This is a genomic window from Kitasatospora sp. NPDC127067 (genome assembly GCF_042724755.1).
Taxonomy (GTDB): Bacteria; Actinomycetota; Actinomycetes; order Streptomycetales; family Streptomycetaceae; genus Kitasatospora; species Kitasatospora lactacystinica.
In genome coordinates, this window is the sequence record NZ_JBHXEM010000001.1 from 261,963 (window position 1) to 282,356 (window position 20,394).

Annotated in this window: 14 protein-coding genes; 9 read left to right on the plus strand and 5 right to left on the minus strand. The window is 75.4% G+C overall.

Annotated elements, in window-relative coordinates:
• Nucleotides 1-23: 23 nt before the first annotated feature.
• Nucleotides 24-3,059, minus strand: a complete 3,036-nt coding sequence (locus tag ACFWJ4_RS01130) for an AAA family ATPase (RefSeq protein ID WP_380538054.1) — start codon at nucleotides 3,057-3,059, stop codon at nucleotides 24-26.
• A complete protein-coding gene (locus ACFWJ4_RS01135; protein WP_380538056.1) occupies nucleotides 3,056-4,225 on the minus strand; it encodes an exonuclease SbcCD subunit D in 1,170 nt (389 codons plus the stop codon). The genes ACFWJ4_RS01130 and ACFWJ4_RS01135 overlap by 4 nt, the downstream gene beginning before the upstream one ends.
• A 266-nt stretch (nucleotides 4,226-4,491) precedes the next feature.
• Between ACFWJ4_RS01135 and ACFWJ4_RS01140 the strand changes: the two genes are divergently transcribed.
• The 3 genes from ACFWJ4_RS01140 (at nucleotide 4,492) to ACFWJ4_RS01150 (ending at nucleotide 8,000) form a co-directional block, all read left to right on the plus strand.
• Entirely contained in the window at nucleotides 4,492-5,718 is a 1,227-nt protein-coding gene (locus ACFWJ4_RS01140) for a hypothetical protein (protein WP_380538058.1), read from the plus strand.
• Between the two features lie 307 nt (nucleotides 5,719-6,025).
• Nucleotides 6,026-6,697: an NUDIX domain-containing protein gene (locus ACFWJ4_RS01145; RefSeq protein ID WP_380538060.1), complete on the plus strand. Its 672-nt coding sequence runs from the start codon at nucleotides 6,026-6,028 to the stop codon at nucleotides 6,695-6,697.
• A gap of 505 nt (nucleotides 6,698-7,202) precedes the next feature.
• Nucleotides 7,203-8,000: an SGNH/GDSL hydrolase family protein gene (locus ACFWJ4_RS01150; RefSeq protein WP_359898568.1), complete on the plus strand. Its 798-nt coding sequence runs from the start codon at nucleotides 7,203-7,205 to the stop codon at nucleotides 7,998-8,000.
• An 88-nt stretch (nucleotides 8,001-8,088) separates the two neighbouring features.
• On the opposite strand, the gene ACFWJ4_RS01155 is transcribed toward ACFWJ4_RS01150, so the two are convergent.
• The 3 genes from ACFWJ4_RS01155 to ACFWJ4_RS01165 form a co-directional block, all read right to left on the minus strand.
• Nucleotides 8,089-9,072 carry a nitroreductase/quinone reductase family protein gene (locus ACFWJ4_RS01155; RefSeq protein ID WP_380538062.1) on the minus strand — a complete coding sequence of 328 codons (984 nt, stop codon included), beginning with the start codon at nucleotides 9,070-9,072 and terminating at the stop codon, nucleotides 8,089-8,091.
• Between the two features lie 688 nt (nucleotides 9,073-9,760).
• The gene (locus tag ACFWJ4_RS01160; protein ID WP_380538100.1) at nucleotides 9,761-10,924 is read right to left on the minus strand and encodes a polysaccharide deacetylase family protein; all 1,164 of its coding nucleotides are present in this window, start codon (nucleotides 10,922-10,924) and stop codon (nucleotides 9,761-9,763) included.
• A gap of 292 nt (nucleotides 10,925-11,216) precedes the next feature.
• Nucleotides 11,217-13,043: an AMP-dependent synthetase/ligase gene (locus ACFWJ4_RS01165; protein WP_380538064.1), complete on the minus strand. Its 1,827-nt coding sequence runs from the start codon at nucleotides 13,041-13,043 to the stop codon at nucleotides 11,217-11,219.
• Nucleotides 13,044-13,442: 399 nt separating this feature from the next.
• Here ACFWJ4_RS01165 and ACFWJ4_RS01170 point away from each other — a divergent pair, with 399 nt between their 5' ends.
• The 6 genes from ACFWJ4_RS01170 to ACFWJ4_RS01195 all read left to right on the plus strand — a co-directional run bounded on the left by ACFWJ4_RS01170 (nucleotide 13,443) and on the right by ACFWJ4_RS01195 (nucleotide 20,270).
• Complete coding sequence (locus tag ACFWJ4_RS01170) at nucleotides 13,443-16,556, plus strand: nitrate- and nitrite sensing domain-containing protein (RefSeq protein WP_380538066.1); 3,114 nt, start codon at nucleotides 13,443-13,445, stop codon at nucleotides 16,554-16,556.
• The gene (locus tag ACFWJ4_RS01175; protein WP_049652175.1) at nucleotides 16,553-16,972 is read left to right on the plus strand and encodes a roadblock/LC7 domain-containing protein; all 420 of its coding nucleotides are present in this window, start codon (nucleotides 16,553-16,555) and stop codon (nucleotides 16,970-16,972) included. Before ACFWJ4_RS01170 ends, ACFWJ4_RS01175 begins: the two co-directional genes overlap by 4 nt.
• A gap of 8 nt (nucleotides 16,973-16,980) precedes the next feature.
• Complete coding sequence (locus ACFWJ4_RS01180) at nucleotides 16,981-17,607, plus strand: DUF742 domain-containing protein (protein WP_380538068.1); 627 nt, start codon at nucleotides 16,981-16,983, stop codon at nucleotides 17,605-17,607.
• 97 nt (nucleotides 17,608-17,704) lie between these two features.
• Nucleotides 17,705-18,262 (plus strand): ATP/GTP-binding protein, encoded by a 558-nt coding sequence (locus tag ACFWJ4_RS01185; RefSeq protein WP_359898643.1) that lies wholly within the window; start codon nucleotides 17,705-17,707, stop codon nucleotides 18,260-18,262.
• A 423-nt stretch (nucleotides 18,263-18,685) separates the two neighbouring features.
• Entirely contained in the window at nucleotides 18,686-18,844 is a 159-nt protein-coding gene (locus tag ACFWJ4_RS01190) for a hypothetical protein (RefSeq protein WP_359898564.1), read from the plus strand.
• 784 nt (nucleotides 18,845-19,628) lie between these two features.
• Nucleotides 19,629-20,270, plus strand: a complete 642-nt coding sequence (locus ACFWJ4_RS01195; protein ID WP_380538102.1) for a winged helix-turn-helix domain-containing protein — start codon at nucleotides 19,629-19,631, stop codon at nucleotides 20,268-20,270.
• The last annotated feature ends 124 nt before the right edge of the window (nucleotides 20,271-20,394 follow it).

A 20,394-nucleotide genomic window follows, 5' to 3' on the forward strand; every position in this document is an offset into this window, starting at 1 on the left:
CCCGGACTCCCCCCGGGGTCGGCCTACGCGTCCTCCCGCCCGGCCAGCGCCAGGGTCGAGCCGTGCCGCCCCTTGCGGACCAGCAGCTGGGCGGGGATGCGGCTGCGCAGGTCGGCGACGTGGCTGACGATGCCGACCGCGCGGTCCCGCTCGCGCAGACCGTCCAGGACGTCCATGACCTCCTCCAGGGCCTGCTCGTCGAGGGTGCCGAAGCCCTCGTCGATGAAGAGGGTGTCCAGCGGCATGCCGCCGGCCTCGTCGGTGACCACGTCGGCCAGTCCCAGGGCGAGGGAGAGCGAGGCGAAGAAGCTCTCGCCGCCGGAGAGGGTCGCGGTGTCCCGCTCGGTGCCCGTCCAGGCGTCGACCACCCGCAGGGCCAGGCCCGAGCGCTTGGTGCCGCTGCCCCGGTCGTCGCTGTGCACCAGGGTGTAGCGCCCGCCGGACATCCGGACCAGTCGGTCGCTGGCCGCCGCCGCGACCTGCTCCAGCCGGGCCGCCAGGACGTACGACTCCAGGCGCATCCGCAGTCGGTTGTCGGCGGCGGTGCCGGCCGTGAGTGCGGCGAGCCGGGTGATCCGCCCGTACCGGTCCAGCGCGGGGGCCAGTTCGGCGGCGAGCCCGGTCAGCTGCCGCCCGATCGCGGCCAGCGCCCCGCAGCGCTCGCGGGCCGCCGCATGGGCGGCGTGCGACCGGCCGAGCCGGTCGGTGGCGGCGCCGAGCTCGGCCGCGACGGCGGGCAGGTCCACCGGCGGACGGCCCGCGGCCTCGGCCAGCTCCGGCAGCCCCAGCTCGCGGCGGACGGCTGCGGTCTCCGCGCGGTGCCGCTCCAGCCGGGCCTCCAGCCGCTCGCGCTCCTCGCGCGGCAGCAGCACCGCCAGGGCCGCCGCCGGGTCGGGGAAGCCCGCCGCGGCGGCGGCCTTGCCCAGTTCGTCCTCGGCCTCGTCGAGCCGGGCCGCCGCCTCCGTCCGGGCCCGGGCGGAGTTCGCCGCCGCGGCGACCGCCTCGGTGAGCCGGGTGAGGGCCGCGGCCCGGTCGGCGACCGAGGGCGCGTCGCCCCGGGCGGCCACCACCCGGGCGGTCAGCGTCTGCTGCTCGGTGCCGAGCGCCAGCAGCCGGTCGGAGAGGACGGCGGCGCGCTCCTTGGCCTCCTGCAGCTCGTCGACCCGGCGGGTGCGGTCCTGCGACAGCCGGGCGATCTCCTGCTCGACCCGGCCGAGCGCCTCCGCCGCGTGCCGTGCCCCGCGATGCTGGTCCTCCAGCCCGGCCAGGGCCTGCGCGAGCGCCTCCGTCGTGTCCGGCCCGGCCGCGCCGGCGGCGGTGGCCTCGCGCACCCGCAGTGCGGTGAGCGCCTGGTCGGCTTCCGTCCAGACCCGCTCGGCGTCGGCCTGGGCCCGGCGCGCCCGCTCCTCGTCCTCGGCGCCGACCCGGCCGCCGGGCGCGGCCTCGGCGGGCGCCGGGTGCTCCGGCGAACCGCAGACCCGGCAGGCCTCTCCCGTGCGCAGTTGCTCGGCCAGCTCGGCGGCCATGCCGCTCAGCCGGCGGTCCCGCAGGTCCAGGCTGTGCTCCCGGGCGTCCAGCGCGGTGGTGCGCAGTGCGACCGCCCGGGGCTCGGCCGCGGCGATCTCGGCGCGCAGGCCGTCGCGCTCCCGCGCCGCACCGAGGCGTCCGGTCAACTCGGTGCGCTGCCCGTCCAGTTGCTCGACCCGGGTGGTCGCCGACCGGGCCTCGGCGTGCTGCTGCTCCAGACGGCCCAGTTCGCCCTCGAACTCGGCGAGCCAGTCCTCGGCCTCCTCAGCCAGTTCCTCGGCGGCTCGCCGGTCCTGTGCCAGGGAGCCCTGCTCGTGGGCGAGTTCGGCGCAGCGCCGCTCCTCCGCCCGGGCCGCCTCCAGCCGGACCACCTCGGCCCGCAGCCGCAGTTCGGCCTCGGCCAGCCCGGCCGCGTCGGCCCCGGCGAGATCCCGGCCCCCGGCACCGGATCCGGCCAGCAGCTCGCGGTGCCGGCGCTCCAGCTGCCGCGCGCGCCCGAGCGCCTCGGCCGCGCTCTCCCGCAGTCGCAGGGCGGACTCCACCCCGACGGCCTCCTGCGCGGCGGCGAGCCGCCGCCGGTCCGCCGTCGCTGCGGGCTCGAAACCGGCCAGCCGCTCGGCCCGGTCCAGCGCCTCGCGGTGCCGGCGCTGGCGACCGGCCAGCTCCTCGGCGGCCTCGCGGCGCTCCTGGGCGGCGCGCTGGGCGGCCCCGGCGCCCGCGAGGGCGGCCTCGGTGACGGTGAGCTGCTCGGCCGCGCCGCTGCGCAGGACCGCCGCCCAGCCGAGCACCCCGGCGGCCAGACCGTCGTCGTCCTCGGCCGGCACCCAGCCCGCGGCGGGTTCGGCGCCCGGACCGGCCGCCTGCTCGGCCTTGCTGGCGAGGTCCCGCAGCCGGCGCCGGCCGGCCTGGACGGCGGCCTCCTGGCCGCGGCGCTGCTCGGCCAGCCAGGCCTCCACGTGCTGGAACCGCTCGGTGTCGAACAGCCGCCGCAGCAGCTTGCCGCGCTCCTCCGAATCGGCCTTGAGGAAGCGGGCGAAGTCGCCCTGCGGCAGCAGCACCACCTGGCAGAACTGCTCCCGGTTCATGCCGATCAGCCGGTGGATCTCCTCCCCGGCCTCCTGGTGCGACTTGCTGATCCCGCGCCAGCCGGGCGCGCCGTCGCCCGTGTCGAGGACCCACTCGCGCAGCAGGGTCTGCGCCCGCTCGACGGTGGTGCCGCTCCCGACCTTCTTCGGCCGGCGCTGCTCGGGCAGCCGGGTGACCTGCAGCCGCCGCCCGCCGAGGGTCAGCTCCAGCTCCACCGAGGTCAGCCGCTTCGGGTCGGCGTGGTCGCTGCGCAGCCGGTTGGCCCGGCGCGCGCCCGGCGTCTCGCCGTACAGGGCGAAGCAGACCGCGTCCAGCACGCTGGTCTTGCCCGCGCCCGTCGCGCCGCGCAGCAGGAACAGCCCGCCGGCGGCGAGCGCGTCGAAGTCCACCGTCTCGCTGCCCGCGAACGGGCCGAAGGCGGTGACGGTGAGCCGGTGCAGCCTCATCGGGGCAGGTCCGCCTTCCGGTCCGTGGTCTCCCGGACGCGCTCGAAGCCCTCCCGCAGCCAGCCGAGCTCGTCCGGCTCCGGCTCGGCGCCGGGGCGGACGTGCCGCAGGAAGCCCTCCGCGATCTCCAGGTCCGCGCGGCCGCTGACCCGCGCCGCGTACGACTGCGAGGGCTCGGCGTCGCTCCGCTCGGGGTCGAACAGCAGCTGGAGGGTGTGCGGGAAACGGCGGCGCAGCCGCTCCATCGGCTCGCTCGGCCGCGCCGCGTCGGTGAGCGTGGCCTGCACCCAGGACTGCTCGTGCTCGGCGTACCGCTCGTCGGTGAGCAGCGCGTCGAGGGTGTCGCGCAGTGTCGCCAGGCGGCGCGGCTCGGGACAGGGAACGCGGTCGGCCGTCACCGAGCCGTCGGCGGCCAGGTCGACCAGCCACATGGTCTTGCGCTGGTGCACCTCGGAGAAGGAGTAGGCGAGCGGGGAGCCGCTGTAGCGCAGGTGCGGGGCGAGCGTCTGGCAGCCGTGCAGGTGGCCGAGCGCGGCGTAGTGCACGCCGTCGAAGACCGACGCGGGGACGGAGGCGACGCCGCCGACCGCGATGTCCCGCTCGCTGTCGCTCGGCGCGCCGCCGGTGACGAAGGCGTGCGCCAGCACCACCGCCCGGGTGTCGGCCGGGCGTGCCGCGAGGTCCTCCCGGACCCGGTCCATCGCCGCCCCGAGCACCGCCGCGTGCCCGCCCTTCGTCAGCCCGAACCGCTCGCGCACCAGGGTCGGCTCCAGGTACGGCAGCCCGTACACCGCCACCGGGCCGTGCTCGTCCGCCAGCAGGACGGGCTCGGCGCACTCGCCCGGGTCGGTCCGCAGGTGGATGCCGGCCCGGCCGATCAGCCCCGCCCCGACGCCGAGGCGGCGGGCCGAGTCGTGGTTGCCGCTGATGAAGACCGTCGGCACCCCGAGATCCGCCAGCCGGTGCAGCACGTCGTCGAACAGCGCGACCGCTTCCAGCCCGGGCAGCGCCCGGTCGTACACGTCCCCGGCGACCAGCACGGCGTCCACGCCCTCGGACCGGACCACCTCCACCAGGTGGTCCAGGAAGGCGCGCTGGGCGTCGTGCAGGCTCTCCCGGTGGAACGAGCGCCCGAGATGCCAGTCGGAGGTATGCAGCAGTCGCATGGTTCCCGACCCTAACCCGCAGCACTGACAATCCCGCCCGACCCGGTGGAACCACTGGCCCCCGGCGCCCCTGGCACCCCCGGCGCCCCTTGCGTCCGGGACCGGGCTCCCGGGGCCGTGCGGCGGTGGGCGGGGCGGTGTGGCGCCGAGCCCGTTCGATCACTCCGGGTGAATTGTCAGTGGCTCTGTGTATGTTCCTCGGCGTCGGCCACTCCCGGTCGGGGTGGTCGGCGCGATCCGGTGTCGGAGGGCGAGAAGGAGGAGCCATGGCTGCGGTACGGAAGTCGGTGCGCGAGGTGCTGGGCGCTGCGGCGGGGTGGTCCCCGCGGGAGCGCCGGCGGGTGCTGGTGCTGGGCGGGCGGCGGCCGGGTGGCGGTGCCGGTGGGGCGTCGGCGGGCGGGCCCGGCGGTGCGGCGCCACCCGGGGGCGGGCGGCCGCCGGGGGCCCGGGCGGGAGGGGACGGTGCGCGGGCGGCCGGCCGAGGCGGCCGGGCCCGGGGTGCGCCGCCGCCCCAGCCGGTGGCGCTGGCCCTGGCCGTCGACGCCGGGGACTTCGCCGGGCTCGCGCAGTACGGGCTGTTCGGCGGGCTCGGGCACCAGGCCTACCTGCGGCGGGCGGAGGAGCACCTGACGGCCCTGTACCGGCAGGGGCTGGAGGTGCACCTGCGGGTCCTGGAGGCGGGCGACTTCGAGGACTACTGTGCGGCGCTCGGCCTCGACCCCCGGGCGCCCGCCGCCCGGGTCGCCTACGCGGGCGATCCGGAGCTGGCCGGGGAGCCGTTCGTCTACGCGGGGGAGCGGCTGGCCGAGCTGGTCCCGGTGCTGCTGGACGACCACCGGGCACGGGTGCGGATGTCCGTGGCCTGTGCGGCTCTGCTGGGCGCCGTCGGCGACGACCCGGCCGGGCAGCGTCGGATGGCCGCCGTGATGCGGTACGTGACGTCGGTCTACCTCGCGCTGGCCGAGGGCGCGGGGGAGGGGTGCCATCTGCTGACGCTGCGCTGCCACGGCCCGGAGGACGGCGAGGAGCTCACCTCGGCGGTGGACGTCTGCGTGGAGGAGGGGCTGCTGTACCCCGCGGGGCGGGACGCCGAGGCGTTCTGCGTCACGCTCGCGGCGGGCGTCGCCCTGGGCGGGGAGGGGGCGCTGCTGCTGCACGGCGATCCGTCGGTGGGCGTACGGGTGGCCGGACGGAGCGACGACCGGTCCGGCCCGGACGGCCGTCCACCCGCCTCCCCGGACGGCCGTGCACCCGCCTCCCCGGACGGCCGTGCACCCGCGCCCCCGGCCGGGGAGGCCCGGCCCCGGCCGCCGGTGCGCGGCTGGGCGCTGACCGGTGGACGGCTGCGGCCGATGACCGCGCACGAGGTGTTCGACGAGCTGGCGGACGACGCCGCGCGCGGGCTGCCCTTCCCGCCCGGGGTGGACCCTCGGCCCGGGTTCCCGCTGCCCGGCTTCCGCGACCCCGGGGAAGGGGGTGGGCCGCTGGGGTGATCAGGGCGTTCACCGCCTCCGCGTCCACCACGTCCGTCGTCTCCGCATCCACCATGCGGCGCTGGGGACTGTTCATCGACCGCGTGTTCGGGGAAGATTCGGAGAAGATCAACAGCAGGAGCGCGCGGTGCCCCACGCCGCCGCTCCGGCCGCTCCGCCCCGTACCGTGCCCTGCAGGTCCTCCCCGCGCACCGCCGGTCCGGCGAAGCCCGACTGCGAGAGGGGGACGGATGAGCGAGCGGAGCGAGCTCGGCGCCGGGGGGTGCGCGGGGGCGAGCGTCCCCGTCGAGCGCCGCGGGGCGAGAGCATGAGCCCGATCGAGTACAGCGCGGAGGTCGCGGAGCTGCTCGGAAAGGTGCGGCGGCGCCCCACGGCGGGCTGGCCGTGGCGGCCGGGCGAGCCGGTGCCGGAGGGGCTGCCGGTCAAGCAGTCCTGGGGGTGGCTGTTCGTGCCCGACGGGCGGGTGCTGACGCTGGTGAACCCCCGGGACGGGATCTGCTCGCTGCCCGGCGGCTCGCTGGAGCCGGAGGACGGTGGGGACCCGGCGGCCGCCCTGGCCCGGGAGGCGGCCGAGGAGGCGCAGGCCCGGATCGGCCGGCCGTACTACCTCGGCTACCTCTACGACCGGGTCGGTTCGGCGAACGGCGGGCACGAGTGCGCGCGGGTCCGGATGGCGGCGGCGCTGCGGTCGGTCGGTCCGAGCGCGGCCGACCCGGCTTCGGGCCGGCACTACCGGCGGCTGCTGGTCGCACCGGGCCTCGCCGTCGAACTGCTCGGCTGGGGCGCGCCCGGGTTGCGCCAGGCCCGGGCGGCGGTCGCCACTGCCGCCCGCTGGCTCGGCGTGCCCGCGGCCGCGAACGAGGCCATCGAGGAGTTGCCGGTCGAGGGCTGCACGGTCTCCCCGGGCACCGTGTATCCGGGTGCCGGGTACACGGGCGCCATGCACCCCGGTGGCGGCCGCCCCGGCGCGCGGGGCTGACCTCGCGCGTCGCCGTACTCCCGAGCGACGTCCCTGCGGGGTGCGCCGGGCCGGGCCGGGCCGGGCGGGGGCGGGCCGACGCGATGCCCTGACGTACCGCCATGCGGGACGTCAACATCGGCCACTTGCGTCCGATCGGCCACAGCGGTGAATTCTCGTGGTGCCGCCGATGCCCTTCCGGCCCACCTTTCGACCTGCCTTCGCGGGTGTCACCAGCCCCCCTGGGTCGGCTGACACCCGCTCCGAATCCGACCCGGCGATGGCCGGGCGGCAACTCCGCGCTTGTCTTGCACGGAATTTCTGCAAGTTGCCGGTCTACGCGCGCTGCGCTACGCGCGTCACCGCGCACCCCCGCTGACCTGCGTGAAATCACGGACCGTCAGCGGCAGTTCATCTCGGAGCTATCGGACGTCCCGTCAATATCCTTGGCATGACCGCTTCCGGGTTTGGCTACCGCCTGGTATCACTTCTGTGACCCTCACCACGCCACCCCACTGGAGCTGTGATGATTCGTCCTGCCCGCGCCCTGTCCATCGCCGCCATAGCGGCGGGCCTCACCATGACGACGCTCTTCGCCGCGACGTCCGCGAACGCCGCCGGCGTCAACTACGTGGCCCTCGGCGACTCGTACTCGTCCGGTGTCGGCGCCGGCAGCTACCTGAGCGACAGCGGCAGCTGCAAGCGCAGCACCAACGCGTACGCGTACCTCTGGAAGAACGCGCACGCGCCGTCCTCCTTCAAGTTCGTCGCCTGTTCGGGCGCCAAGACCGGCGACATCCTGAACAGCCAGATCTCCGCCCTGGACGCCAGCACCACGCTGGTCAGCATCTCGGTCGGCGGCAACGACGCGGGCTTCGCCGACACCATGCAGACCTGTGTCCTCGGCTCGGACGCCGACTGCATCAACGCCGTCAACACGGCCAAGAGCTACGCCACCACCACCCTGCCCGGCCAGCTGGACAAGGTGTACTCGGCGATCAAGTCCAAGTCCCCGAACGCCCACGTCGTGGTGATGGGCTACCCGCACATCTACAAGGTCGGCGGCAGCTGCATCTTCGGCATCGGTGACACCAAGCGCGCCGCCATCAACGGTGCCGCCGACACCCTGGACGGCGTCCTCGCCAAGCGGGCCGCCAACGCCGGCTTCGCCTTCGGTGACGTCCGCAGCATCTTCAACGAGCACGAGATCTGCGGCTCGCTGACCACCTGGCTGAACAGCACCACCCTGCCGGTCGACGAGAGCTACCACCCGAAGGCGGCCGGCCAGTCCGGCGGCTACCTCCCGGTGTTCTCCGGGCTGTAAGAACTGCCGCAACGGAGCGCCCCGTCGAAGGACGGACCGCCGCCGTCCCCCTCCCGCGGCTCGGGAGGGGGACGGCGGCAACGCCGTTTCAGCCGCCGCCCGGTGATGACCGGTCCGGTGCTGATCCGCCCTGCGTTGACCCGTCCTGCGTCGACCCGCCCTGTGCGGACGGGTTCGGTGTGGACGGCCCCGGTGCGGGCCCGGTAGGCGGGAAGGGAATGCCGGCGAGGACCGGCAGCAGTTCCGCCTCCTCGAAGTCCAGATGCGCCTCCAGCTCGGCGGACATCCGGTCCAGCTCCGTCCGGAGCCGCTCCGGTTCGGTGATCGCGATCCCGGCCAGCAGGCCCACCAGCTCCTCCTTGATCCGCCCGATGGCCCGGTGCTGCTCGTCGAGCCGCGCCAGGGCCTCGGCCAGCTCCGGATGGCTGCGCGCGAGGGCGGGGAAGATCGCGGAGTCCTCCCCGGTGTGGTGGTGCGTCAGCCCGTCGCAGAAAGCCAGGCAGTGCTGGCGCAGCTGCAGTCCGAGCGCGGCCGGGCGGCCCGGGACGTGGGCGTGTGCCTCCTCCCGTACGTGGCGCAGCTGCGCGCGCAGCCAGGTGTGCGCCTCCAGCAGCTTGTCGGCGAGGCTGCGCACCACCACCGGGGCCGGGCCGTCGGCGGGCGGTTCGAGCCGTTCCAGGACGACGACCGGCAACTCCCGGTCGGTGTGGGCCTGGTAGTCCCCGTAGCCCGGAGCCTTCCGGACCACGGCGGTGAACAGCCGCTCCCGGCGGTCGCCCTCGGCGGGTACGGCGACGGTGTCGAAGGCCTCGGTGCCGAGCTCGACCCGGACCACCGGGTGGGCGAGGAGGTTGCGGTACCACTGGGGGTGCTCCGGCGCCCCGGCGGCCGAGGCGACGACCAGGAGCAGCCCCTCCGCCCGGACGTACCCGAGCGGTACGGTGTGCGGCCGCCCTGAGCGGGCTCCGGTGGTGGTCAGCAGCAAGAGGTCGCCGCCCTCGAACGGGCCGCCGACCCGCCCGCCGTTGGCGCGGAACTCCTCGATGACGTTCAGATTGAAGGACATGGGCATGCGTGTGTGATGGATCTCCAGAGAGGAAAGGGGAGTTGCGGCCACAAGCGGTGCCGGTGCCTGTGTCGTTGCCTGTGCCTGTGCCGTTACCGGAGATCGGGGCCGGCGGCGGGGCCGGTCATCGAGGCCGATGATCGATCGGCGCCGATGGTCGGATCCCGGGCCGGTGATACGGCTGCTGGCCCGTCCGGCGACATCCGTCGCGGGACGCGGCTCGCACACGCGGGCACCGCGGTGACCGTCCGGCGTCAGATCAGGGAAGCGGAGAGAGTGCTCATCGCGCATCGTCCCTTCGGAAAGGTGCCAGCTCGGCTGCCGGCCGGCCCACTGCTCTTTGGCCGACGCCGCGCTGCACGCCCCCATTAGAGCCAGGCCGCGGACGCGCTGTCAACGAGCGGGATCACCGGCCGAGGGAGCCGGAACCGCCGTGGAACGCGGAGCGGACCTCGGCGAAGCGGTCGCGCGGATCGCCGCCCTGGCTCCGGGGTGGCGCGCTGCCCGTCCGACGGTGGAGCCGCTCCTTTCCTTGCGCGAGCGGCGATGCGCCGCCGCTCCCCTCGGAGGCGGCGGCGCGTCGGGTCCGGAGCACGTGGTCCGGAGCACGTCGGGTCCGGAGCACGTGGTCCGGAGCACGTCGGGTCCGGAGCACGTCGGGCCCGGTGCACGTCGGCGGCTCCGGACGGTCCCCTCAGTGCAGGTAGTCGACCAGGCCGGCCGGCTTGAGCCCGGCGGCGTCGGCGGCGGCGAGGGCGCGCTGGAGGTCGGCGGCGAGGGTGTCGGTCCAGTGCATCAGCACGACGTCGCCCGGCTGCAGCGGGCCCGGGTGCCAGATGTTGGCGGCACCCCAGCTGAAGTCCGCGTCGGCGGTGAGCACGGTGCGGATGCCGCAGTTCGCGGCGGCCTGCAGGGTGTCGGCGTTCCAGGTGAAGTACGGCGGGCGGAAGAACGTCGGTGCGGTGCCGAAGAGGCGGGTCATGGAGTCGCGTGCGTCGCAGATCTCGACCTGCTGCCGCTCCAGCGGGAGCGTGCTGAGGTCGGTGTGGGAGACGCTGTGGTCCTGGATCGAGGAGCCGGGCACGGCGGTGACCCGCTGGAAGAAGGCCGGGTCGGCGGCGGCGGGCATCGGCAGCGGGAAAGCGGTGATCGGCAGCCGGTGGTCGGCGATGAACCGTTCCGCCTCGGGGGTGCGCTGCCAGCCGTCGTCCACGGTGAAGAAGACGACCTTGTCGTTGGTGGGGACGGAGCCGGCGGCCACGGCCGGGGCGGGTGCGGGGCCGTCCACCCGGACGTCGTCCACGGAGAACGGGCCCTGTTGGTACCAGCCGTGCACGTACAGCCGGATGCTGCGCGCGTTCGGGCCGGTGGTGAACCGGGTGCTCAGCCGCTGCCAGCCGCCGCCGGTGGTCTCCGTCCAGGCGGGGGCGACGTCCTTGCCGGTGCCGGTGGCGCCCAGGTGGACGAAGCTGCCGCGGACCCACGCGGAGGCCGTGTAGGTGGTGTTGGGCTGGACCGCGACGGTCTGCGCGCACTCGCCGGTGGAGTCGGCGTTCGCCGGGGTGACGGTGAGCGCGGAGGTGCCGGCGTGCGGGGCGGTGGTGCTGACGGACGCTTCGGCCGGTCCGCCGGTGCAGCTCCAGCCGGGGACGCTGCCCCAGTCGGCGAGGTCGGGGGAGGGCAGCTCGAAGCCGGGGTTGGTGGCGAGGTTGACGGTCGGCGCGGCCTGGGTGCCCGGGCCGCCGGCGGGGGGAGCGGCGGCGGAGGCCGCGGGTGCAACGAGACCGGTGAGCAGCGCCACGGAGGCGGCCAGCACGGACAGGCGCGAGGGCAGGCGCGAGGACAGGCACGTGGACATCGACACGTGAGGACTCCAGCAAGTGGGGGCACGCCCGTGGGGAGAGCGTGAGCGGAATCGGACCGTGGAACTCTGAACGTGGGACTGTGAACGTGGGACTCTGAGCGAGGAATTCTGAACGTGGAACTCCGGGATGCGGAACCCCGGATCGTCGCAACAATGGACTAGACCAATGGGGCCGTCAAGGGAACGGCGGGTGAACCCGGCGGTCCCGGTCGGCCGACTCGCGGTCACCATGCCCGGGGAGCAAGGGACAAGACGTCACGTCAGGGGCACGACGGACGGGCCCGGTTCAGGTCAGGTACAGCTCCTCGATGTCCGTCGCGTAGTACTCGGCGATCGCTGTCCGCCGCAGCTTGAGCGAGGGGGTCAGCAGCCCCTGCTCCTCGCTGAACTCCCGCGGCAGCAGCCGGAAGGCGCGGATCGACTCGGCCCGTGAGACGGCCGTGTTCGCGGCCGCCACCGCACGCTGGACCTCCACGTGCAGTTCCTCGTCCGCGAGCACCGTCCACGGGTCCGACTGCTCCCGCCCGTGGGTCTTCAACCAGTGCGCCAGTGCCGCCGGGTCGAGCGTGATCAGTGCGGCGACGTACGGGCGGTCGTCGCCCACCACCAGGCACTGGGAGACCAACGGGTGCGCCTCGACCCGCTCCTCCAGGGCCGCCGGGGCCAGGTTCTTGCCGCTGCTGGTGACGATCAGGTCCTTCTTGCGGCCGGTGATGCTGAGGTAGCCGTCCTCGTCCAGCCGGCCCAGGTCGCCGGTCGCGAACCAGCCGTCGACCAGGGACTCGGCGGTGCACTGCGGATGGTTGAGGTAGCCGCCGAAGACCGAACCGCCGCGCACCCACACCTCGCCGTCGTCGGCGATCGCCACCGAGGCGCCCGGCACCGGCCGGCCGACCGTGCCGAGCTTCTGCCGTCCGGCCGGGTTGGCGGTGATCGCGGCGGTGGTCTCGGTCAGCCCGTAGCCCTCGTACAGCTGGAGGCCGGCGCCGGTGAAGAACAGGCCCAGCTCGCGCCGGAGCGTCGAGCCGCCGCTCATCACGCTGCGCACCCGGCCGCCGAGCACCGCCCGCAGCCTCGGGTAGACGGTCCGCTCGTACGCGAGGTGGCGCAGCCGCAGGGCCGCGCCCGGGCCGGGGCCGCGGCCGAAGGCCCTCTGCTCCCGGGCGGCGGCCCAGTCGACGGCCACCTGCCGGGCCTGTTCGAAGAGTTCGCCGCGGCCGGCGTCCTCGGCGGCCCGCCGGGCCTGCTGGAAGATCTTCTCGAAGACGTACGGGACGGCGTGCAGGAAGGTCGGACGGAAGGTCTCCAGGGCGGGCAGCAGCGCGTCGGTGGAGACCTCGGGGACGTGCCCGATCCGGAAGCCGCCGCGGATCGCCGCGATCTGCACGGCCCGCCCGTAGACGTGCGCGAGCGGCAGGAACAGCAGGGTGGCGGGGCGGCCGCCGCCGGTTTCGCGCAGGACGTCCCCCCAGCCGGCGAGCAGGGCGTCGGCCTCGGCGGCCAGGTTGGCGTGGGTGAGCAGGCAGCCCTTGGGGCGGCCGGTGGTGCCGGAGGTGTAGACGACCGTGGCGATGTTCCCGGTGGCGACGCCGAGGCGCTGGCGGTGCACCAGGGAGTCGGGCACGCCGAGGCCGTCCTCGGTGATCGCGGCGACGCAGTCCCGGTCGAGCTGCCAGATGCCGGTGAGGTCGGGCAGCGCGTCGCAGACCGCGCCGACCGTCATCGCGGCGTCCTCGTCCTCGACCAGGCAGGCCACGGCCTGGGTCTCGGCGAGGATCCAGCGCACCTGCTCGGGGGAGGCGGTGGGGTAGACCGGGACGGTGATGGCGCCGATCGACCAGAGTGCGTAGTCGAACAGCGTCCATTCGTAGCGGGTGCGGGACATCAGGGCGACCCGGTCGCCGTAGCGCACGCCGTGGGTGAGCAGGCCCTTGGCCAGGGCGAGCACCTGGTTCCGGAACTCCCGGGCGGTGACGTCCTGCCACTGCCCGTCCCCGGCCCGCCAGGACAGCTGGACCAGGTCGGGGGTGCGCTCGGCGGTGTCGTAGAGGGAGTCGGCGAGTCCTCCGGTGGCCTCGGGCGCGGCCGGGGCGGGGGTGGTGAACTCGCGCACGGTCCTCCCCAGTTCGGTGCCGGTCGTACGGGTGGTACGGGGTGCGCCGAAACTATCGGATCGCCCTGTCACTGCCCAGGGTTGTGGCGGTGACACGACGAGATCGGCACGGCTCCCCTCCGGTGGTGTCGCGCCCGGGGAGGCCCGGGGGAGGCGAGGGGGAGGCGCCGGGAAGGAATCGCGGAGGCCGCGGGCCCGGCAACGGCGCCGCATTCCGGGCATCGACGGATGTTCCGGATGCGTAGCGGAGGATGGCTGACCGGTTTCTGACGTGTGCGGGACGAGACCGGTCGGTGGACCGGTTCACCCCTCGAACGAGTGGTCAGGGCGTAGTAGAGTCTCGCAGACCTGTGGCCGGGAGCCCCTCCGCCGACCCCTCCAGCGTTCCCAAGACCCGCCATGTTCCCCCCTCCGCTCCCCGTCCGCGCCCGGCACTTCCCGACCGAGGACTCCATGCGTCTGCGCAGCAGCTCGATCCGCGCGAAGATCATCGCGCTGCTCCTGGTGCCCATCGTCGCGCTCACGGCCCTGTGGGCGTACGCGACGATCGCCACCACCGGGGACGTCTGGAACCAGCTCGGGATCAGCCGTACGTACAAGGAGTTCGCGGGCCCGGTCGACCAGTACACCGGCGACCTGCAGAACGAGCGCCGCGCCGCCGTCCAGCGGCTGGCCGACCCGCGGTCGCCGACCGCCAGGGAGGCCTACGAACGGTCCAAGGCCGCCACCGACCGCAGTCTGGACGTGCTGCGGCAGAAGAAGGACGGTTCCGGCGGCAAGCTCTCCGCCCCTCAGCGCGGTCGCTTCGTCCAGATCATCGCCGCCGCCGACCAGCTCGGACCGCTGCGCGCCCAGGTCGGCCGTTCCGCGCTGAACTGGGAGTTCGCGCTGGGCCAGTACAGCGACCTGGTCAAGCCGGTGTTCGGCTTCCGATCCGCCTACGTCGCCCGGCAGAGCGGCCAACTCCCCCGTCAGGGCACCATCCTGATCGAGCTGGTGCGCGCCCGGGAGTACCTGTCGCAGGAGGACGCGGCGATGGAGGGCCTGCGCACCGGCGCCGCCAGGCCCACCGCCGAGCAGTACCAGGTTGCGCTGGACGCCCTGCACAACCAGCAGGCGCTGTTCACCGTCTACGTCGCCGAGCTCGACCCCGCCGACCAGTCCGACTACGCCGCGCTGCGCGGCGGGGAGGCCTGGGGCGCACTGGCCCGAGCCGAAGCGGACTTCGTCGGCGCCGGCGGCCCCGACCGCGTGGTCCAGGCGCTCAACACCGACTCCTGGCGGGAGACCGCCGACCGGGCGCTCGGCGACCTCGCCTCGATCAACAGCCGGATCTCCGCCGGGCTGGACGAGCGCGCGCGGTCCGCGGCGATCGGGATGCTCTGGCGCGGCGGAATCGCCGGTGCGGTCGGTCTGGTCGCCGTGGTGCTGTCCATCATGATCTCGTTCCGGATCGGCCGGGGCCTGGCCCGCGAGCTGATCGGCCTGCGCAACGCGGCCGACGAGCTGGCCGGCACCCGGCTGCCGTCCGTCATGCTGCGGCTGCGCCGCGGCGAGCCGGTGGACGTGGCCACCGAGGCCCCCGAGCTGCACTTCGGGAACGCCGAGATCGGCCAGGTCGGCCAGGCCTTCAACGCGGTGCAGCGGGCCGCCGTCGAGGCCGCCGTCGAACAGGCCGAACTGCGGCGCGGGGTCTCGGCGGTGTTCGTCAACCTGGCCCGGCGCAGCCAGGTGCTGCTGCACCGGCAGCTCACCCTGCTCGACACCATGGAGCGCCGCACCGAGGACCCGGCCGAGCTGGAGGACCTCTTCAAGGTCGACCACCTCACCACCCGCATGCGCCGCCATGCCGAGGGCCTGATCATCCTGGCCGGTGGTTCGCCCGGGCGGGCCTGGCGCAAGCCGGTCCGGATGGTGGACGTGGTCCGGGCGGCCGTCGGCGAGGTCGAGGACTACGCCCGGGTGATCGTCCGGCCGTTCCCCGGCACCGGCCTGCTCGGCAGTGCCGTCGCGGACGTCACCCACCTGGTCGCCGAACTCGTCGAGAACGCCGCGGTGTTCTCCCCGCCGAGCACCCAGGTCACCGTCCAGGGCGAGGTGGTCGCGCACGGCTTCGCGCTGGAGATCGACGACCGCGGCCTCGGGCTGAGCGAGCAGATGCTCGCCGAGATCAACGAACGCCTCGCCGTGGAGCAGGAGTTCGACCTCGCCGACACCGACCGGCTGGGCCTGTTCGTGGTCAGTCGGCTGGCCCGGCGGCACGGCATCCGGGTGCACCTGCGGCCGTCCCCCTACGGCGGGACGACGGCGGTCGTGCTGATCCCGCGCGAACTGCTCGCGGAGGCGCCGGACGGGAAGCCGGAGCCGGGCCCGGCCGGCCAGCGGGCCGCGGCGGGCGGCCGGCGCGGGCAGCGGGACCTGGTCGCCGTGCCCGGGTCGGGGGGTGCCTCCTCGGCGGCGTCCGGGCCGGTCGGTTCCGCGGGTGCGGGTGCGGGTGCGGGTGAGCGTGGCTCGGCCGGAGCGGGGGCCGGCGGCCGTACGGGCGCCGTCGCCGACGGTGACGAGGCGGGCAAGCACCGCGGGACGACGGGCGGCCCGAGGCCGTCCGTGCCGGAGGCGGGCCGTACGGCGGGCGGGCTGCCGCGCCGGGCCTCGCGGGGCAAGGGCGGGCCGGTGCTGGTCCCCGCGCCCGTGGTGGACACCGAGGACGCGCCGGGGACGGGGCGACACCGGCGGGAGGACCTCGCGGTGGCGGCGGCCGAGGCGGCCGTCGCGGCTGCCGGTGTGGCCGGTGTGGTCGGGGTCGCCGGAGCGGCCGGGGCCGAGCCGGTCGCCGACCCGGCTGCGGCTGCGCCCGTGGACGCCGCACCCCGCACGCTCGGCGGCCTGCCCCGGCGGGTCCGGCAGGCGAACCTGGCACCGCAGCTCAGGGATCAGCTCACGGAGCAGCTGAAGGAACGGTTCCGCAACGGGGCCGGAGCCGACGGCACGGCCGGGGAAGCGTCGGCCGCGGACACCCGGGACGGCCGGGGTCCCCGCGACGGCGGGGAGACCCGGGAGGTCCGGGAGCGCTCGCCCGAGGAGGCCCGGGCCACCTTCGCCTCGTTCCAGCGCGGCTTCACCCGCGGTCGCGGCGCCACCGTTCCGGCCGACCGTGCGGGCGCGTCCCCCGGCCGCGCCGGTGCGCCGGCGGACCGCCCCGGTGCTCCGTTGACGGATCGTCCCGGCACGCCCGACGATCGTGCCGTACGGGGGAACGGGCGATCCACCGCCGTACCGGCCTGGCAGCCGCCGGACCGGTCCCGGCGGGCGATCGCCCCGGCACCCGCCCCGGCGGCGCTGCCCGCGCCGCAGGACACCGGCCGGGCACCGCTCGCCCGTCGGGTGCCGCCCGGGCAGCCGGTCCGCCGGAACCCGGACACCGGCGCGTCCGCGCCACCCTCCGTACCCGAACCACCCGTTGTACCCGCTCCACACGCACCACCCGCTCCAGCGGAAGGAACTGATTCATGACCACGTCGATGCAGTCGTCAGGGGACCTCAACTGGCTCCTGGACGACCTGGTGGGGCGCGTCGCGGCCCTGCGGCACGCGGTGATCCTCTCCAACGACGGCCTGGCCACCGGTGCCTCCCGCGATCTCGACCGCGAGGACGCCGAGCACCTGGCAGCCGTCGCCGCCGGGTTCCACAGCCTGGCGAAGGGCGCCGGCGGGCACTTCAAGGTCGGTGGCGTCCGGCAGACCATGGTGGAGCTGGACGAGGCCTTCCTCTTCATCACGGCCGCCGGCGACGGCAGCTGTCTGGCCGTGCTGAGCGAGGCCGAGGCGGACATCGGCCAGATCGCGTACGAGATGGCGCTGCTGGTCAAGCGGGTCGGCGAGCACATGGCCGCCGAGCCGCGCACCGAAACCGCCCCGCCGGTGAGATGAGCGGTCCGATGGCGGATCCGATGGCGGATGTGCCGGGCGGCCCGGAGACGTCGGACGGCCCCCAGGTGCCGGTGGGCACGGCCGGGCCGTCCGGCGTCGGCGGATCGGCCGGTGCCGGGGGTTCGGCCGGTGTCGATGGCCCGTCCGGTGTCGACGGCCCGGACGGCCCGGACCGCCCGGGGGCGGCGGCGGAGGGCGGGCAGGCGGACCCGGACGGGCCCGAGGTCGACCTCTTCCGGCCGCGCACCCCGGTCGACGACCGCTGGTTCGACGACGAGGCCGGCCCGGTGGTGCGGCTCTACTCGATGACCCGCGGCCGGACCCGGCCGGTCGAGGAGGGGCTGTTCGACCTGATCTCGCTGGTCACCGCCGTCGAGCCCGGGCCGGTCGCGGGGGCCGTGCCCGCGCACGTCCTCGACCCGGAGCACCAGACGCTGCTCACCCTGTGCCGCCGCGAGCCGCTCTCCGTCGCCGAGCTCGGCTCCTACACCGACCTGCCGGTCAGTGTGGTGCGGGTCCTCCTCGGCGACCTCTACGACGCCGAGCTGATCAGCGTCACCCGACCCGTTCCGCTCGCCGAGCTGCCGGACGAGCGCCTGCTGCGAGACGTGATCAATGGACTCCGTGCGCTCTGACCCCCACCCCCGACCGGTCGGCACCGCGCCCGACCGGGACGGCACCGCGGCCCACCCGGCGAACGCCAACGACCCGCGCTGGCGCGGCGGTCCGTCCGTGGCGGTGAAGATCCTGGTCGCGGGCGGCTTCGGCGCGGGCAAGACCACCCTGGTCGGCTCGGTCAGCGAGATCCGGCCGCTGCGCACCGAGGAGGAGCTCAGCGAGCTGGGCCGTCCGGTGGACGACACCTCGGGGGTGGAGGCGAAGCGCACCACCACCGTCGCGATGGACTTCGGCCGGATCGACCTGCGGCCGGGCCTCGCGCTCTACCTGTTCGGCACGCCTGGGCAGGACCGGTTCTGGTTCGTCTGGGACGAACTGGCCCGCGGCGCGCTCGGCGCCCTGGTGCTCGCGGACACCCGGCGGCTGGCCGACTGCTTCCCCTCGGTCGACTTCTTCGAGCAGCGCGGCATTCCGTTCCTGGTCGCGGTGAACTGCTTCGAGGGCACCGAGCGGTTCTCGCCGGACGAGGTCCGCGAGGCGCTCGACCTCGACCCGGGCATCCCGGTGCTGCTCTGCGACGCGCGGCTGCGGCAGGACGGCAAGGACCTGCTCGTCGCGCTGGTCGAGCACGCCGCCGCCCTCACGTATCGCCGCGCCCCGGTCGGCGCCTGAGGGCGACTCGGCTCCGGCCCGACGTCGGCCGCGCGGCGGTGGTGCATCGGGCGTGTGGCGGTGGTGCATCGGGCGGGCGGCGGCGGTGGAGCATCGGTGTGCGGCGGCGGTGCATCCGGCGGGCGGCGGCGGTGGTGCGAGGACTTGGCAGGTGGGCGCGCCGACCTGCCCGTTCCGCCCGCCGTCTCACCCGACCGTCCGCATCCCGGACGATCACTGTGCCGAAGGTTGCCTAGACCGGCCCGGCCGTGGAAGGCTCTGTGGACGAAGGCCGCCCGGCCATGCCGTCGGGAGTGCCGGAAACACCCCGTTCGTACGGGCGTTGCGACCGGCGGACGGCCTTCGACGAACCGGCGAGGCATCGTCGGCGGGCGCCGGAGACGGCGCGCCACCGTGTGGAGAACGAAGGGGGAGGGCAGCCGGATGACCGTCGGCCGACGACGCATCATCACCGCCGTGCCCGGCTCCCCGATGCCCGATGCCCTCGTGTCCGGCACTGCCGTGCCCGGTGCCGCCGATCCGGCGCTCACCGTCCGCCGCTACATCGACCACGCGCTGACCTGCAGCGCGTGTTGTCGCTGACCGGCCTGACCTTCCCGGTGCGTCCCCGGCGCTGACGGCCCACCCGGCCCACCGCCCGACGCACCGCCGACACCCGTCGACCAGGCCGTAGCGGACCGCCCCACCGGCGTGCCCGCGGCCGACCATCCGGACCCGCCCAGCGGAGAGACCACCAGTGAACATCGTCTGCCCCAGTACCGCCCCCGGCGTCGTCGGCCGTACCCGAACGACCGGGTCGGCCCCCGCGATGCGCGCGGACGGACGGATCGGACGGTGGAACGGGTGCGGGAGCCGCGCCGTGGACAGCCGACGGGGTCGCCCCGACCTCGAGCCGTTCTGGCCGTCCCGGCAGCCGCACCTGTTCGATCAGACGTGTCCCGGCTCGCCCAGCGCGTCCCGGCCCTCCGCCCGCTGATCCGGTTCGGTCCAGCCCAGGCAGTACGCCCGGTCGACGCGCAGACGACTCCACCCCGTCCGTCACGCGCGAAATGAGCGGCACACCATGTCTTCTTCTTCCACGGCCACCCTGCCCCTGCCCACCGCGACCCCGCACCTGCGCGCGGTCCGCTCCGTCCCGCCGGTCACCGCCGTGCCCGCGGCCGGTCCCGGCACGTCCGGGGTCGCCGGACCGTCCGTCCCCCCGGCGCCGGGGGCCGACCGATGGCCCGGCGCGGCGACCCGCACGCCCCAGGCCCGCCCGACCCAAACCCGCCCGCCCCACGCCGGTCCGACCCACGCCGGCCCGGTCCGCCCGGCCGTCGTCCCGGCCCCCGCCGCCGCGCAGCCCGGCGCGACGGTCCCGCAGGTGCCCCAGGCGCTGCTCGCCGCGCTGCCGGAGGGGGCGACCGTCGTCGCCACCCTGCCGCAGGGCGTGCTGCCGCAGGGGGTCCTCGCCCAGTTCGGCGCGCAGTTCGGCAGCGTGAACGGCAGCCCGATGGTCGGCTACCTGGTGCTGGTGCCGGCCGAGAGCCCGGTGGCCGGGACCGTCGGGCTGTCCGGCGTTCCGGCCGGCGCCGGGGCAGCCACCGTCTCCGGGGCCGCCGCGCTCTCCGGGGGGCACCCGGTCCCCGGGGCTCACCCGGCTCCCGGCGCGCCGACGGCGACCGGCGGGCCCGCCGCCCACGCCGCCGCGGGGGTCCGTCACGTCCGCCCGGCCGAGCGCGGCATCGCCGTCGACAGCGAGCGGCGCAACGCCTACGTCGACGGGCGGCTGCTCGACCTCACCTACCTGGAGTTCGAGCTGCTGGCCCACCTCACCGAGCACCCGCAGCGGGTGCACACCCGGGACCACCTGGTCTCCGCGGTCTGGGGCTACGGCCACGTCGGGGACGGGCGGACGGTCGACGTGCACGTCGCCCGGCTGCGCCGCAAGCTCGGACCGGCCTACCGGGACACCATCGTGACGGTCCGCCGGGTCGGCTACAAGTACACCCCGGCCACGGTCTGACGGCGGGCGGCCACCGGTCCGGCCCCCCGGCGGGCCGCCCACCGGTCGGCCGCCACCGCCGGGTCCCGGCGGCGGGAGGCGGCGGCGCGCCCGGGTGGGGGCGCCCCCGCCGACCGAGAGTGCC

Coding starts and splice junctions, on each gene's coding strand:
- ACFWJ4_RS01130 (WP_380538054.1), bottom strand. CDS start 3,059: ATGAGGCTGCACCGGCTCACCGTCACCGCCTTCGGCCCGTTCGCGGGC.
- ACFWJ4_RS01135 (WP_380538056.1), bottom strand. CDS start 4,225: ATGCGACTGCTGCATACCTCCGACTGGCATCTCGGGCGCTCGTTCCAC.
- ACFWJ4_RS01140 (WP_380538058.1), top strand. CDS start 4,492: ATGGCTGCGGTACGGAAGTCGGTGCGCGAGGTGCTGGGCGCTGCGGCG.
- ACFWJ4_RS01145 (WP_380538060.1), top strand. CDS start 6,026: ATGAGCCCGATCGAGTACAGCGCGGAGGTCGCGGAGCTGCTCGGAAAG.
- ACFWJ4_RS01150 (WP_359898568.1), top strand. CDS start 7,203: ATGATTCGTCCTGCCCGCGCCCTGTCCATCGCCGCCATAGCGGCGGGC.
- ACFWJ4_RS01155 (WP_380538062.1), bottom strand. CDS start 9,072: ATGCCCATGTCCTTCAATCTGAACGTCATCGAGGAGTTCCGCGCCAAC.
- ACFWJ4_RS01160 (WP_380538100.1), bottom strand. CDS start 10,924: ATGTCCACGTGCCTGTCCTCGCGCCTGCCCTCGCGCCTGTCCGTGCTG.
- ACFWJ4_RS01170 (WP_380538066.1), top strand. CDS start 13,443: ATGTTCCCCCCTCCGCTCCCCGTCCGCGCCCGGCACTTCCCGACCGAG.
- ACFWJ4_RS01175 (WP_049652175.1), top strand. CDS start 16,553: ATGACCACGTCGATGCAGTCGTCAGGGGACCTCAACTGGCTCCTGGAC.
- ACFWJ4_RS01180 (WP_380538068.1), top strand. CDS start 16,981: ATGGCGGATCCGATGGCGGATGTGCCGGGCGGCCCGGAGACGTCGGAC.
- ACFWJ4_RS01190 (WP_359898564.1), top strand. CDS start 18,686: ATGACCGTCGGCCGACGACGCATCATCACCGCCGTGCCCGGCTCCCCG.